This is a genomic window from Kitasatospora azatica KCTC 9699 (genome assembly GCF_000744785.1).
Classification (GTDB): Bacteria; Actinomycetota; Actinomycetes; order Streptomycetales; family Streptomycetaceae; genus Kitasatospora; species Kitasatospora azatica.
In genome coordinates this window covers 1,885,384-1,900,500 of the sequence record NZ_JQMO01000002.1, presented here as the reverse complement: position 1 = coordinate 1,900,500, position 15,117 = coordinate 1,885,384, and the positions used below count along the sequence as shown (strand labels likewise).

Here is a 15,117-nt window from a genome sequence, read left to right as displayed (position 1 = left end):
ACGGTGGCCGGGGTGGGCTGAGCAGAATCTCCACATCGTCGGCCTCGAACACGGCGTCAAAGGCGTTCGTGCACTTGCTGTCTCGGTCCCGGTTGAGGAAGCGCAGCGAGTCCATGCGGCACTCCAGCGTCATGGCAGGGTTCCTGGATTGCTGCGCGGTCCAGTGGGCGGTGGGGTGGTCGGTGACGCCGGCGAGATGCACGCGCCGGGTGCCGTGTTCGATGAAGACCAGGGCGTACAGGCGCTTGAGTGACACGGTGTCGAGGTGCAGGAAGTCGGCGGCGATGATGCCGTGGGCCTGGGTGGTGAGGAACTGGTGCCAGGTCGGGCCGGTGCGCTGCGGGGCGGGGTTGATGCGTCGGCACGAGCGGTCCGGCCTCCCGCACGCCGCCCTTGGCGTGCTCAAGGTCGTCATGTTGCAGTGAGTTTCCACGATCGCGCGGCCCGCGGAGTGATCGACCGTCGATCACTCCGCGGGCAGCGGCCGTCCTTACTGCAGGGTCCACTTCTGGTTGCCGCCGGCGTTGCAGGCCCACAGGTCCAGGGCGGTGCCGTTGGCCGTGGCCGCGTTGGAAGCGTCCAGGCACAGGCCGGCCTTCACGTTGGTGATGGTGCCGTCGGCGTTCACGTTCCACTTCTGGTTGTCGCCGCCGGTGCAGTCCCAGATGACGACCTTGGTGCCGTTGGTCGTACCTGCCTGATAGGCGTCCAGGCACTTGTTGCCGTAGACCACGAACTCCTTGCGCGCGGTGTACGTCCAGGTCTGGTTGCTGCCGGCGTTGCAGTCCCACAGGGCTGCCTGGGTGCCGTTGGTGATGGTGCTGTTGAAGATGTCCGCGCAGCGGCCCGACTGCTGGCCGACGATCTCGTTGCCGTTCGTGCCGGGGAGGTCGCTCACCTTGACGGCATCGAGGTCGGGAGCCCAGGCGGAGGCGTTGGAGAAGGTCAGCGTGTTGGCGGAGCCCTGTGCCAGCGGCACCTCGACCGAGACGGTGCCGGGAGTGCTCCAGGAGCCGGTCGGCGGGAAGGAGACGGTGGTGGCGGTCTGCCCGTTGACCTGGAGCTGGGCCGTGCGGGGCTTGCTGTCGCCGTTGACGTAGGCGATGTCGACGACCTTGACGCCGGTGTTTCCGGCGGCGACGCTGTTGAACCGCAGGGTGTTGGCGGCGCCGTTGCCGATGCCGCCCACCTTGGTGCCGCCGGAGCAGTTGGCACAGGCCACGTTGGCGGCCGATCCGGCCTTGGTGTTGGCGGTGGACTCCGCCTCGTAGGTGGTGCCTGCCGCCTCGGTGCCGCTGACGGTGAGTAGCACCGCGTCCGTGGCGGGGACGCTGGTGGTGAAGCCGGTGCCGAAGCTGCCGGCGTCCGTCTGCGTCCACACGTTGCGGACGGCGGCGGACGCGCCGGTCAGGCCGAGGTCGGACCAGCGGACGGTGATGTTCTGGGTGCTGGAGGTGCGGTTGAGCAGGACGACGGCGCGCTTGCCGCTGCCGGAGAGCACCTTGCCGTACACCTGAAGGCCCGTGGTGTCCTCGGCGACCTTGACGCCCTGCAGGCCGCGCGGATCCTGGTCGATGGCGATGACCTCGGGGTTCTTCAGGATTCCGGCGGTCTCGGCGGTCATCGTCGTCAGGTCGTTGCCGGCCAGCAGCGGCGCGCCGGAGATCGCCCACAGGCCCATGTGGGCGCGGTTCTGGGCGGCGGTGAAGCCGGTCATCCCGACCATCAGCATGTCCGGGTCGTTGTAGTACCCGGTGTGCTGCGCCGAGGGATGCAGGGTCTGGTCGAAGGTGGACAGCATCCTGGACCAGGACGGCGAGTTGCCGAAGAAGACGATGTCATCGCTGGTCCGCCACAGAGGGGCCATACCGGCGCCCCAGTTCCACGGGTTCTGCTTGCCCCAGTTGCAGATGGACAGCGTCAGGGGGCGGCCTGTGGTGGCCGCCGCCTGTGCGGCAGCGTCGCTGATGGCCTGGTAGGTGCTCTTGGCGTCGAGCTTCTCGGCGTCGCCGCCGCACCAGTCGACCTTGACGAAGTCGAAGCCCCAGTTGGAGAACTGCAGCATGTCCTGCGCGTAGTGGCCCTCGCTGCCGGTCCCCGGTGCCGCCGGACGGCCCGTCGGGAAGTAGAACCCGCAGCCGTCCTTGCCCGCGTCGGTGTAGATGCCGGCCTTGAGGCCCTTGCTGTGGATGTAGTCGGCGATGGCGCGCATTCCGCCGGGCCACTCACCGGTGTCGACCGTGATGTTGCCCGCACTGTCGCGGGTGCCCTGCCACCAGCCCTCGTCGATGTTGATGTCCGTGTATCCGGCGGCCGGCAGGCCGGCTGCCACGAAGGCGTCCGTCTGCGACTTGATCACATTGAAGTTGATCTTGGCGGCGAAGCTGTTCCACGACGCCCAGCCCATCGGCGCCGCGGGTACGGACACCTGGTTCGACGTCACCGCGGTCGGCTCGGTGCGGGCGAGATCGGTCGCCGCCCCATGCTGAACACCGACGAGCGCGGCGACCCCGGCTGTCGCGAGCACCACGGTCCGGACTAGGGCATTTCGACACAGGCGCCAAAGGCCTGTTGAACGTGACTGGGGCACAGGGAGTCCTTTCATCTTGTCCGGCAACCCGTGTCGACCACCACCAGCGCTCCGCGGGGCGCCGGTCGACGAGCTTGCTGAAGGCCGGGACTGTCACATTTCGGACAGAACCTGGGGGCGCGGTGCGCTCTGGCTTGAGCGGAGCCCGCTGGAGCGGGCGGTCGGCGGCTTCCCCGGCGGGCCGGAATGTTAGCGTTCACAATTTTCGACGGCCGTTCTCGGGGTGCCCCTTGAAGGATGCAGGGCGACGAGTGAGCGGCGCGACGGCCATCACTATGGGTCAGCTGCGGCGTTGCGTCAAGGTTTCCGGCACGTAAGAACGACCGGTCACAGAATGGCATTCACAGGTGGGAAACGACTATGCGAGTTGACGAGGTGACAGATCAGAGGGCTGCCTCTCGTGGCTCAAATCGCTTCGCCGCCCGGCACCCCACGACGACTCGGCCGCCGACTAGGAGGTACGAACAAGTCGCTGAGTAGAGCAATGCCGGCGAGGTCGTCCGTGGCACGAGCAACACGAACACGCACGTCAGGAGCGCGATGAGCCGGATATGGCCGTGGCCGACGGCAGCCAGGTGACCTGGGCGATCGACATGACCGGCGGCGGGGGAACCTCACCCCGCTCGAGACCCGGACCAGACTGCAACGCGACTTCACCCGCCGCAGCGTAGAAATCCGCTGTCCAAGATCAGGGGGGCTTCACGCCTGACGCTCCGTGACCGCGCCACGGCAGGTGTGCCACCCTCCAACACCCTGTCAGAAACAATCAGCCGGTTCGGAAGGCGGTTCCTCCCAGGCCACCGAGTACCGGCGGAGCATATGCCGGCGGTACCGCAAGTCGGGCAGCAGCCGACGCACGGCGGCCCGCACCTCCCTGTAGCTCAACTGTGGGTCGGCGACCGGCATCCCCTCGGGGCCGCGCGAAGTCCATGTGGTGGACCGTGGTCACCGAGCAGACGAAGTCGAAGCCCCCGACGGGGAGGTCGGCGGCGAGGAAGTCTCATGAGCTGCGGGCGGTGTCAGCCTGCAACGGTTGGGCGATGACTCGGGAGGGCCGCGGTCGCGACGGGTGGTCCTCGATCGTGGGCAGATCTGCGAGACGACGGACCGGGGTAAGTGGTGAGGGCTATGGATGACAGGAAGGCTCGCAACGGGCGGCTGTTCCGCACCATCCGTTAGGGCCCGGCGTCTGCTGGGGCATGCCCCTCATGGCGAGAGGCGGTAGAGAGCGGCGCCGTGGGTCGGGAGGTCGATGCGCAGGCTGTGGCCGTCGTGCGGGGTGTCGGTACGGGTCCACAGCTCCCGGATGTGGTCGCCGGGTCGTGCCCCGATGGAGCCGAGCGGTACCGTGACCTGCTCGGGGGTGTCGGCCAGGGAGAACACGGCGGCGTAGCGGGTGCGCCGGTCGGTGTCGTCGGCGGTCCACAGGATGAGGTTCTGCTCCCGGAGCACCTCGCGGTTGCCTGTGCTGTGCCACAGGACGGCGAGCGCTTCGTCGTTGGTGAGCAGCTCTATGGTCTCCGGTGGGCTGGTGGGGAGGTCGCCGCCCATCATCAGCGGGGAGCGGGAGATGACCCACAGGGTGAGCAGGCTGATCTGCTCCGGGTGGGTGAGGGAGCACAGCCGGTCCTCGCCGCGCTCGGCGCGGATGCCGATACGGCCCAGGGGCAGCATGTCGGCGTCCGCCCAGCCGCCCTCACCCTGCCAGGGGGCCCATCGCGCAGTGCGGGCGAACTGGGCTTCGACGTCCTCCCACCTGTCCCACAAGTCGTCGCAGATCCGCCACATGGTGGCGTTGTCCCGCAGGTGGTCGAGGTGGGCGAGAGAGAGGTCGGTGCCCGGCGACAGGCTCAGTTCGATCGGCCGCCCGCTGCGCTCGATGGCCCGGGCGTAGGCGGCGATCTCCCGTTCGTGATACGGGAAGAGCATGTCGTCGGCCTTGATGAAGTCGACGCCCCAGTCGGCGAACTGGGCGACCTGGGAGTCGTAGTACGCCTGGGCTCCTGGGTGGTCGTGGTTCAGGCCGTAGTTGTCGGCGTTCCAGGGGCAGACGGAGCCGGTGTCGGCGATCTCGTCGGCGGTCCAGCCGGTGCCCGCCACCGGCATGCGGTCGGCGACGGCGCGGCGCGGGATGCCGCGCATGATGTGCAGGCCGAAGCGCAGGCCGAGTTGGTGCACGCGGTCGGCCAGCGGCCCGAATCCCGCGCTGCCCACCGCGGAGGGGAACCGGTTCGGGGCGGGCAGTTGGCGGCCGTGGCCGTCGAGGACCACCGGGGCGTCCGGGTTGTAGCCGTGCGCGCGGGCCGTGGGCTCGTACCACTGGATGTCCACGACGACGGTGTCCCAGCCGTGGCTCAGCAGGTGGTCCCGCATGAAGGCCGCGTTGGCCAGGACCTCCTCCTCGGTGACGGTGGTGCCGTAACAGTCCCAGCTGTTCCAGCCCATCGGCGGACGCAGGTGTCGTTCGGGCAGCGGACGTGTGGACCGGGTCATGGCTGATCTCCTGGACAGGTACGGCGGGGCGGGACAGCTGCGCGGCGGATTGCGTCAGATCCTGGGACCGCAATCGTGCTGGAGGTAATGAGAGCGCCCCCGCATGCTCGAAAGGTGGGGCGGTCGAGTTGCGTGCCGCGAGGTCGGCGTGCCCTTGCATGTGGTCCACGAGGAGCTGCTGTCCGTACTCCTTATGCCTGCACGGCCCAGTCGCACCGGATCCCGGGGTGAGAAAGCCTGGCCGAAGCCTGCGCCAGCCACCCGGTTCGTTGCCATGCGGGGACGCCAGGGCGACACTCTAACGCCTGCCGACTGTAACGTTAAGCCTCACGCAGAGTCAATGAAACCCTGCCTTGCGAAGGCTTCTCTCGGGGCAGAGCTGCCGAGGTGGCGACTCTCTGTCGTAGGCGCGCTGCATAAAGTTAGGAATAGATGGCGCCTAAGTTTTTCGTTACAGTTCCCGGACGGCGGCGCGTGACTTCGTCGCCACTTGGGTCAACACTGCCTTCGCGCGGGTTCCACCAACCCACACGGAAGCGACCGTCTACTGCGACAAGAACTCCGGCTCGTCCGCCGGATTCTGCGACAACTACACCCTGATCAAGCTCTCCTGACGCCCCCCGGCAGGGACAGCCGGTGCCGCCGGCACCGCAGACGGCACCGGCCGTCCCTGGCCATGGGGCCCGTCACGGCCACCTTGCGCCAGAGCCCGATCGACCCGAGGAGCAGGAGGAGCGATGCCCCGTCAAGCACCCGATGCCGCCCCGCTCACGCAGGAGCGCCGCAACCGCATCCGTCTCGAGCTGCAGCATTCCGGCGCGGTCCGCAGCAAGGAGTTGAGCGCTCGGTGGGCCGTCTCACCCATGACGATCCGCCGCGACCTGGCTGCCCTCGAGTCCGCGGGGCACGCGGTGCGGGTACACGGCGGAGCGCTGAACGGACCCGAGGCGACACACGCGCCGCAACCCAGCCCCGACCGACCCGGCGGACAGCGCGCGCAGCTGCGGGAAATCGCGGCCGCGGCGGCGGCCACCGTGCGGCCGGGCATGGCCATCGGCCTGGTCGGCGGCCCCGCGATAGAGCTGCTGGCAGCTGAACTGACGCAGCGTCAGGACATCACCGTGGTGACCAACTCGCTCAGAATCGACGGCCTGCTCAACAGCACGAGCCACACCTCGCCCACGGTGATCCTGACCGGTGGCCAGCGCGGACCAGGCGGGCTGCTCGCCGGGCCGATCGCCATGCGCGCGCTGGCGGGCATCCAGGTGGACACCGTGTTCGTGGACTGCTCCGGTGCCGATTCCGAGGCAGGGCTGACCGTCGACGACCTCGCCGAGGCTGAATTGCGACGCCAGCTGTTCCGCTCGGCCGGTCGCCGCGTCCTGCTGGCCGAGTCCACGGTCTTCGGCGCCCGTGCCTTGGCGCCCTTCGCGCCCCTGTCCGACCTCGATGCCGTCTTCACCGAACCCGACGACTCCGCCAGCCGGGCACGCGGCGCGGTACTCGGCGCAATCGGTCGGTCCGGCGCCGGAAACAGACCGGCTCGACACCGAGAGGGCGACTGAGCGGTGTGCACCGTGTCGTCCGGACGCCACCCGTCCCCGCGACGCAGCACGGAGCTCCGCCAGTACCGCACCACCGTTCCCCCGCCTTGCACTCCCCGGCGTCCAGGAACTAGCTCGGACGCCGGGGCTCCGCGTCACGGTGTTACGGCGTGAGCAGGGCGAGGTCCACGGCGTTGGCCATCGGCCGTCGACCCGTTGGGAAATCGCTTCTCAGGCCCGGAGCCCGTCCCGCGGTGCCGGTCCGCGCATGCTCCGCTCGGCGGTGGTCCGTGCACTGCCGGGTGGTGGGGCGGTCGAGTTGCGTACCACGAGGTCGGTGGGCACTTGCATGTGGTCCATGAGGAGCTGCTGTCCGTCGATGAGGGACAGCAGCGCGCGGGCCGCCTTCTGGCCCATGTCGTGCAGCGGCTGGCGCACGGTGGTCAGGCCGGGGAAACTCTGGGCCGCTTGCGGCAGATCGTCGAAGCCGACGACGGAGAAGTCGGTGGGTACGTCGAGGCCGTGGGCCCGTGCCGCGTCGATGGCGCCGAGGGCCATCAGATCGGCACCGGCGACGATCGCCGTGGGACGGTGATCCGCTATCAGGCGAGAGGCGGTACGGAAGCCGCAGGTGTAGGAGAAGTCGCACTCGGCGACGAGCCGTTCGTCGACGCCCAGCCCTGCGAGCCGCATCGCGTCCCGGAAGCCCTGGAAGCGGAGGGAGGTGCTTTCGAGGTCCTCTTCGCCGCGGATGTAGGCGATCCGGGTGTGGCCGAGATCGATCAGGTGCTGTGTACCGAGGCGCATCCCGTGGTAATTGTCGACACTCAGCCGAGGCAGCGGCACATCCAGGCGCCGCGGGTCGATGATCACGCAGGGCAGGTTCCGTCGGCGCAGCAGTTCGACCGCCTGGTCCTCCAGGACCGGCGCGATCATGAGCACACCGTCGACGAGACCACGCGCCAGGAACTCGATCCGCTCGATTTCCCGCACCGCGTCCTGGTAGGTGGCGTTGACGAGCAGTTCCCGCTCGGCACCGGCGAGTTCTTCCGCGACGCCGCGCAGGATCTCCAATCCGTACTGGGTGGTCAGGTCCAGAGCGATGAGGCCGACGAGCCCGGTACGGCCGGCTTTGAGATTGCGGGCCGCGACGTTCGGACGGTACCCGAGTCTCGCCGCCACCTCCGTGACACGGCGCCGGGTCTCCTCGGACGCCCCCGGCTTGCCGTTCATGACGTTGGACACGGTCATCGCCGAGACGCCGGCTTCCTCGGCCACCTGAGCGATGGTCACCCGCTCTGCCACTCCAACTCCTTATGCCAGCCACTCGGTGCGTTGCCGCACGGAGAGGTAAAGGCCACCCCCATATGTTGCCGACTGTAACGTTAAGCCTCCTGCGGAGTCAACGAACCCCCGTCTTGTGGAGGCTTCTCCCAAGCCAGGGCCGCCACGATGACAACTCTCTGCGGTAAACCCGCTGCGCAAAGTTACGTATAGATGTTGCCTAAGTTTTTCGTTACAGTGCCCGGACATCGGCGCGTAACTTCGTCGCCACCTTGGTCAACATGACCTTCTCGCGGGTTCCACACCGACCCGCACAGAAGCGGCCTACCGGTTGCAACCCCTTCAGACACGACGAGTCCGGCTGTGCCGGCAATGGGTGAGGTATGCAATGAAGCACTCTGGGAGACGTCTCGCGGTCGCCACCACAGTCGTCGCGATGGCGATGTCACTCGCCGCGTGCGGCGGAGGATCGTCCGGCACCGCGGCGGACGGCACGGTGACCATCCACGTGGAGGCATGGAAGGGCGGCGGCGCGGAGCCGGCGAACGTCGCGGAGATCAACCAGGCGTTCGAGGCGGCCAACCCCAAGATCAAGGTCGACTTCCAGTACGTCACCGCGAACGACACCTACATGCAGAAGCTCCAGCCCGAGCTGCTCGGCGGCAAGGCCGGAGACGTGATCATGGTGGACTCGTCCAAGGTGCAGAAGTGGGGCGACTCCGGCTACCTGGCCGACCTGTCCAAGGAGTCCTGGGCCAACAAGATCTCCGACGGGGCCAAGCCGTTCGTCCAGAACGGCGGCAAGACGCTGGCCATGCCGATGGAGCTGGTCGGTATCGGGCTGTACGCCAACACGGACCTGCTCAAGAAGGCCGGCATCGGCGCGGTGCCGACCGACTGGCCGACCTTCCTCGACGACCTGGGCAAGCTGAAGGCGGCCGGGGTCAACCCGATCGCGCTGCCCGACAAGGCTGGCTGGACGGCCCAGTCCGCCCTCCAGGCCAGCGGCTCGACGGTGGTCTACCAGAAGAACAAGCAGTGGGACGCCGATTTCCTGGCCGGCAAGACGTCGATCCCCTCCGACTGGCAGGAGCCGCTCAACCAGCTCAAGGCGCTGGGCGACCAGGGCTACGTGAACTGGAAGGACGAACTCGGCGTCGACGAGTGGTCGCAGGGCTCGCAGGACTTCATGGCCGGCAAGAGTGCCTTCTGGTACCAGGGCGCGTGGCAGATCTCGAGCGTCAAGAAGGCCGGGTTCCCGATCTCCTTCGCCCCCTGGCCCGGCGGCGCGGCCGGCACCAAGCCCAACGCCATGTTCTTCACGGGCACCATGTGGGGCGTCAACTCCCAGTCCAAGAACACCGATGCCGCGCGCAAGTACGTCGAGTTCTGGTCGCAGGCGCAGAACCTGTCCAAGTTCCTCGAGGCCGAGAACGGCGCCTCCCCCTTCACCGACGGCTCCACCCCCATCGCCCAGGAGACGACCGCCTTCGGCGCCGCCTTCACCGAGGGCCGCTACCGGCTGATGCCCTCCAACACCTGGCTGAGCGGGCCGACCGAGACCGCCGCGGGCACCGCGCTCCAGGCGTTCCTGCTGGGCCAGAAGTCCGCCGACCAGACGCTGAAGGACATTCAGGCCGCGGCGACCGCCAAGTAACCGGCTCCTGAACAGCCGCGGTGGGGAACCTCCCTGTGCCTTCCCCACCGCGGCCACCAGCCGACGGAAGGACTCTCCGTGATCCACCGCAGGCGGACCGCCATGGCCGCCTTCCTCCTCCCCGCGATCGCCGTCTACGGCGTGTTCATGATCTATCCGCTGGTGCGAGGCGTCTACCTGAGCCTCACCAACAGCCTCGGCGGTCCGCGGGCCGACTTCGTCGGCCTGGAGCAGTACCGCGCGATGATGGACAAGCCACAGGTCACGGCGGCCCTGTGGCACACCGTGCTCTACGCGATCGTGGTCGTCGTCGTGCAGAACGCCCTCGGCCTGCTCTTCGCGAGCATGCTGTTCCGCCGGCCCAAGGTCCGCAAGGTGCTCAGCGTGGTCCTGCTGACGCCGACTCTGATCTCGCCGATGATGGCCGCGTTCATCTGGTCCTACCTGTTCGCTCCGAGCGGCGGGATCAACGCACTGCTCGGCGTCTTCGGCCTCGACGGGCTGCAACACGTCTGGCTCGGCGACCCGTCCACCGCGCTCTACGCGGTGGCTGCCGTCAACATCTGGATGTTCGCCGGCTACTCGTGCGCCATCTTCCTCGCCAGCTACATGAGCATGCCCACCGAACTGCTCGACGCGGCCGCCGTCGACGGCGCCACCGGATGGCGGCGCTTCCGCAGCGTGGAATGGCCGCTGCTCGCGCCCGCACTGACCGTGAACGTGACGCTCAGCCTCATCGGCTCGCTGAAGGTCTTCGAGTTCCCACTCGTCCTGACCAACGGCGGACCGGCCGGCTCGACGGACACCCTGACCCTGCTGGTGTACCGCAACGTCTTCGGCGGCGGGAAGTTCGCCTTCGGCATCGCCGTCTCCGTCCTGCTGCTCGCGACCGTGGTCGTCCTCTCCAGCGCCACCTCCTCCCTGCTCCGCCTTCGCGAGCGACGAATCTGACAGGCCGCCACCATGACCTCCGAGACCCTTACGCCGCGAAGCGGGCCGCGGCCCGCAGCCGACCACCGACGCACCGGCAGCAGCCCCGGGACCTGGCGGACGCGTCTTCGCCGCGTCCGCGGCCCGCTCGGCACCGCGCTGCTGTGCCTGGGCACGGTGCTGTTCGTCCTGCCGTTCCTGTTCACGATCACCACCTCGCTGCGCACAGCGGCGGACGTCACCCGGTCCCCCCTGGGTCTTCCGCACTCCCTGACCCTGAAGAACTTCTCCGACGTCTTCGGCCAGATGCACTACGGCCCCAGCGCGCTCAACACCCTGCTGATCACCGGCCTGTCGTGCGTGTGCATCACCGTGATCGGGGCGCTCGCCAGCTACCCGCTGGCCCGCCTCACCCAGAACTGGTCCGCCTGGGTGTACCGGCTGTTCATCCTCGGCACCTCGGTCCCGGTGTTCGTCGTCGTGGCACCGCTGTACCTGCTGATGCGCGACCTCGACCTGCTGGACAGCTACACCGGGCTGGTCCTCATCTACACGGCGCTGAACCTTCCGCTGGCCGTCTTCTTCTACACCAGCTTCATCCGCTCGATCCCGGTCGATCTGGAGGAGGCCGCCGCCCTCGACGGCTGCGGTGCGCTCCGTACCTTCTTCACGATCATCCTGCCGCTGCTGCGCCCGGTCACCAGCACCCTGCTGACCTTCATCTCCCTGCAGATCTGGAACGACCTGTTGGTCCCGCTGGTCTTCCTGCAGGATCCCGCCAAGCGCACCGTGATGGTCAACGCCTACTCCTTCATCGACCCGCACACGGTCCAGCCGACCACCCTGTTCCCGGCGGCCCTGCTCGGCGTCCTGCCGCTGCTGGTGATCTTCATCTTCCTGCAGCGCCAGGTGGTCGCCGGCATCTCCGCCGGGGCCGTCAAGTCCTGAACCCCGTCTGGCCGTCAGCTTTACGCCGTGGGCCCGTGGAGTCCGCAGAACAGCGGCCGCGGGCGGCATCCGGCATGGCCAGCTCACCCTCGTCCAAGGGCGTCCCGCGCCCCGACGTCCGGAAGGAACCTTCCCACCGATGTATGTGGTCTCATACTTCACCGACGCCGACGAGGCCCTGCACCTGGCCTACAGCCACGACGGCGAGGAGTTCAGAACGGTGAACGGCGGCCGACCCGTTCTGCGGGGCACCGTCGGCACCGGTCGGCTCCGGGACCCGTTCATCGGGGTGGGACCCGACGGCCTGTTCCATCTGCTGGCCACCGACGGCTGGACAAGTCCCGGCATAGTCCACGCCACCTCTGCGGACCTCCTCACCTGGTCGGATCAGCGACTGGTCCCGGTCATGGCAGGTGTGGACGGGGCCCACAACGCCTGGGCCCCGGAGTTCTTCCTGGACCGCGCGACCGGGCTGTACCACCTGATCTGGTCGTCGGTCGTCGAGTCCGGGAGCACGGCCGAGGGCCGCGACTTCGAGTACGTCAGCCAGGACCACCGCATCTGGCACTGCACCACCGAGGACTTCAGGACGTTCTCGGACCCGTCGGTCTTCTTCGATCCGGGCTACTCGGTCATCGACGCCACCGTGCACGAGCTGGACGGCGGTGGATTCCTCATGGCCTTCAAGGACGAACGCGGCACCAACGACCCCGCCACCGCCCACAAGGACATTCATGTGACCACGTTCGACTCTCCCGGTGGTCCGTACGCCTCGCCCACAGGACCGATCACCCCCTCACTCGTGGAGGGGCCGTGTCTCTTCCGCCGCGGAGAGGAGTGGGTCGTGATCTTCGACCACTTCATCGAGGGGAAGTACGGAGCGGCCCGCAGCAAGGACGGCATGGCGTGGGAGCCCCTCTCGCTCACCCTGCCGCCGGGCATGCGGCACGCCTCCGTCCTTGAAACGGCCCTCCCGACATCGCTTCCGGAGTCGTGAGGGCCGCCACGGATTCCGGGTGGCGGGGTCCGGCCGGCCCGCCCGGTGCTTTGAGATTCGCGTCGCGAGCCCGCGGCGCGGAGGAAACGTTCATCTGCAAGGAGCGTCGCAATGAAGCGTCGTAGATCGGCACATCCGGTCCGCCGGGCCTCACGGTTCCTGGCTATCCTCGCCACGGTGGCGGGTGCACTCCTGCCGGCCCACGCCGCCGTGGCAGCGGGCACCGCCCACTTCGTGGACTGCTCGGCCGCCACCAACGGCAACGGCACCCAGGCCAGCCCCTGGAATTCCGTCACCAGCGTCAACACCACCACCTTCGGCGCGGGCGACAGCATCCTGTTCGCCGCCGGCACCACCTGCACCGGCCAGCTCACCCCCCAGGGCTCGGGCGCCTCCGGCAGCCCCGTCACCATCGGCTCCTTCGGTACCGGTGCCAAGCCCGTGATCAACGCGGGTGGCGCGTCCGGGGCCGTGATCCACCTGCTCAACCAGCAGTACTGGGAGATCGGCGGCCTGGAGCTCATCAACTCCGCCGCCTCCCCCGACTACCGCTCGGGTGTCCTCGCCGAGAACAGCTCCGGCGGAATCCTGCACCACATCCGGGTGCACGACATGTTCATCCACAACATCAGCGGCTGGTCGGCGGGTTGGTACGCGACCAACGCGGGTGTCGGTGTCCAGACCGACCACACCACGCCCGTCTCCACCTGGGACGACGTCGTCGTCGAGAACAACACCTTCGACCACGTCGACCGCATCGCCGTCGCCGTCACTCCGGACCACGACGGCCAGGGCACCGGACTGACCACCAACGCGATCATCCGCGGCAACACGATGACCTACGACGGCGCCGACGACATCCTCGTCGTCAAGGGTGACGGTCCCCTCATCGACGGCAACAAGGCCGCGCACGGAGGGCTGAAGAGCACCTGCCCGCCCTCCGGGCAGTACTGCAACCGCGCGTCCGCGGGCATCTGGGTGGCCGCCAGCCAGAACAGCCTGATCCAGCACAACGAGGTCAGCTGCGCCGCCAACTTCCAGGACGGCACCGGCTTCGACGTCGACTGGGGCAACCACAACACCACGTTCCAGTACAACTACAGCCACCAGAACGCCGGCGGCTTCCTGCTGGTGATGCCGCCCTTCTCCATCGCCAACGAGCCCACCTCGACCGTGCCCAGCGACGGCACCGTGGTGCGCTACAACGTCAGCGAGAACGACGGCTCCAACGCCGGCTGCCCGGACGTCGGCACCTCCAACCACGCCGACTCCGTCATCGACATGCCGGGCAACATCCCGAACAAGAGCGGCAGCAGCGGCATGGCCCCGCTGATCTACAACAACTCGTTCTACGTCAGGGACGGCCTGAGCACCGCGATCACGGGCGGCCGCGGCAGGACCAGCGTCTCCGGGGTCTGGAACTTCGAGAACAACGCGGTCTTCAACTACGGCTCGGGCGGCTACCTCGCCACCGGCGCCGGGTCCGTCTACTCGAACAACCTGTTCTACGGCCAGCACCCGTCCTCCGAGCCCGCCGACCCGGCGAAGGTCGTGGCCGACCCCGAGTTCCGCAACCCGGGCAACGCGGACGGCTCCTCGTCGTTCACCGGGCTCAACGCCTACCAGGTCCACCCGTCCTCGCCCGCGATCCGGGCCGGTGCGGTGATCGCCAACAACGGCGGCCTGGATGCCTTCGGCAACGCGGTCTCCGCCACGGCCGCGCCCAGCATCGGCGCGTACAACGGCACGGGCGGCAACCTCGTCGCCAACGGAGGGTTCGAGACGGGCTCGCTCAGCCCGTGGACGCTCAGCGGCGGCGGGTCCGCCGTGGTCGCCTCCAACGCCCGCACCGGCGCCGACTCGCTGCAGACCGGTGCCTCCGGCAGCGGCGTGGAGCAGGCCCTGAGCGGGTTGAGCCCCAACTCCACGTACCTGCTGACGGGTTGGGCGAAGGTGGCGAACGCGGGCGAGACGCTCGCGATCGGCGTGAAGAACTTCGGCGGCACCGAGACGTTCACCAACCTCTCGGCCACCTCGTACAGCGAGGCGGCGGTGCTGTTCACCACCGGCAGCACCAACACCCAGGCCACGATCTACTGCTGGAAGAACGCGGGCGGCACCGGGTCCGGGAACTGCGACGACATCGCCGTCGAGCGGGTCTCCACCCCGGCCAACCTCCTGAGCAACGCCGGCTTCGAGACGGGCTCGCTCAGCCCGTGGACGCTCAGCGGCAGCGGCTCCGCCGTCGTGAACTCCAACGCCCGCACCGGCACCTTCGCCCTGCAGACCGGCACCGCCAACAGCGGCGTCCAGCAGGCCCCCACCGGCCTGTCCTCCAGCGGCACCTACCTGCTGGCCGGCTGGGCGAAGGTCGCCAACGGCAGCGAGCAGGTCGCCGTCGGCGTGAAGAACTTCGGCGGCACCGAAACCTTCCTGAGAACCTCCACCACCGCCTACTCCCAGCAGCCGATCTTCTTCACCACCGGCAGCACCAACACCTCCGCCACCGCGTACTGCTACAAGAACTCCGGCACGGCCGCCGGATACTGCGACGACTACACCCTGATCAAGCTCTCCTGAAACACCGCCTCCGGCCAGGGACGGCCGGTGCCGTCGAGCACCACAGACGGCACCGGCCGTCCGTCCCTGGCCACGGACCCGCACGGGCCCTGAG

9 protein-coding genes and 1 pseudogene are annotated in these 15,117 nt (G+C 68.4%); 6 read left to right on the top strand and 4 right to left on the bottom strand.

Features of this window, described 5'->3' with window-relative positions:
- Window position 1: 1 nt before the first annotated feature.
- From BR98_RS41010 to BR98_RS08865, 3 genes and pseudogenes are all read right to left on the bottom strand, one after another.
- Window positions 2-355, bottom strand: a pseudogene (locus tag BR98_RS41010) (integrase core domain-containing protein); the annotation flags it as partial.
- 135 nt (window positions 356-490) lie between these two features.
- The gene (locus BR98_RS08870; protein WP_083976408.1) at window positions 491-2,605 is read right to left on the bottom strand and encodes an RICIN domain-containing protein; all 2,115 of its coding nucleotides are present in this window, start codon (window positions 2,603-2,605) and stop codon (window positions 491-493) included.
- A 1,191-nt stretch (window positions 2,606-3,796) separates the two neighbouring features.
- Complete coding sequence (locus BR98_RS08865; RefSeq protein WP_232247295.1) at window positions 3,797-5,083, bottom strand: glycoside hydrolase family 27 protein; 1,287 nt, start codon at window positions 5,081-5,083, stop codon at window positions 3,797-3,799.
- A gap of 737 nt (window positions 5,084-5,820) precedes the next feature.
- Here BR98_RS08865 and BR98_RS41005 point away from each other — a divergent pair.
- Window positions 5,821-6,648, top strand: a complete 828-nt coding sequence (locus tag BR98_RS41005; RefSeq protein WP_051969471.1) for a DeoR/GlpR family DNA-binding transcription regulator — start codon at window positions 5,821-5,823, stop codon at window positions 6,646-6,648.
- Window positions 6,649-6,858: 210 nt separating this feature from the next.
- On the opposite strand, the gene BR98_RS08855 is transcribed toward BR98_RS41005, so the two are convergent.
- Entirely contained in the window at window positions 6,859-7,932 is a 1,074-nt protein-coding gene (locus BR98_RS08855) for a LacI family DNA-binding transcriptional regulator (RefSeq protein ID WP_157537521.1), read from the bottom strand.
- Window positions 7,933-8,347: 415 nt separating this feature from the next.
- Between BR98_RS08855 and BR98_RS08850 the strand changes: the two genes are divergently transcribed.
- From BR98_RS08850 to BR98_RS08830, 5 genes are all read left to right on the top strand, one after another.
- Window positions 8,348-9,568, top strand: a complete 1,221-nt coding sequence (locus BR98_RS08850; RefSeq protein WP_232247293.1) for an ABC transporter substrate-binding protein — start codon at window positions 8,348-8,350, stop codon at window positions 9,566-9,568.
- Window positions 9,569-9,646: 78 nt separating this feature from the next.
- Window positions 9,647-10,519, top strand: a complete 873-nt coding sequence (locus tag BR98_RS08845) for a carbohydrate ABC transporter permease (RefSeq protein ID WP_035841555.1) — start codon at window positions 9,647-9,649, stop codon at window positions 10,517-10,519.
- 12 nt (window positions 10,520-10,531) lie between these two features.
- Window positions 10,532-11,446, top strand: a complete 915-nt coding sequence (locus BR98_RS08840; RefSeq protein WP_035841554.1) for a carbohydrate ABC transporter permease — start codon at window positions 10,532-10,534, stop codon at window positions 11,444-11,446.
- Between the two features lie 139 nt (window positions 11,447-11,585).
- Window positions 11,586-12,443 (top strand): glycoside hydrolase family 43 protein, encoded by an 858-nt coding sequence (locus BR98_RS08835; RefSeq protein ID WP_035841552.1) that lies wholly within the window; start codon window positions 11,586-11,588, stop codon window positions 12,441-12,443.
- 177 nt (window positions 12,444-12,620) lie between these two features.
- Window positions 12,621-15,023 carry a carbohydrate binding domain-containing protein gene (locus BR98_RS08830; RefSeq protein ID WP_232247292.1) on the top strand — a complete coding sequence of 801 codons (2,403 nt, stop codon included), beginning with the start codon at window positions 12,621-12,623 and terminating at the stop codon, window positions 15,021-15,023.
- Window positions 15,024-15,117: the final 94 nt, after the last annotated feature.

Bases quoted from the DNA above. Each gene is read 5' to 3' on its own strand.
- BR98_RS41005 (WP_051969471.1), top strand. From the start codon at position 5,821: ATGCCCCGTCAAGCACCCGATGCCGCCCCGCTCACGCAGGAGCGCCGC.
- BR98_RS08850 (WP_232247293.1), top strand. From the start codon at position 8,348: ATGGCGATGTCACTCGCCGCGTGCGGCGGAGGATCGTCCGGCACCGCG.
- BR98_RS08840 (WP_035841554.1), top strand. From the start codon at position 10,532: ATGACCTCCGAGACCCTTACGCCGCGAAGCGGGCCGCGGCCCGCAGCC.
- BR98_RS08865 (WP_232247295.1), bottom strand. From the start codon at position 5,083: ATGACCCGGTCCACACGTCCGCTGCCCGAACGACACCTGCGTCCGCCG.
- BR98_RS08870 (WP_083976408.1), bottom strand. From the start codon at position 2,605: ATGAAAGGACTCCCTGTGCCCCAGTCACGTTCAACAGGCCTTTGGCGC.
- BR98_RS08835 (WP_035841552.1), top strand. From the start codon at position 11,586: ATGTATGTGGTCTCATACTTCACCGACGCCGACGAGGCCCTGCACCTG.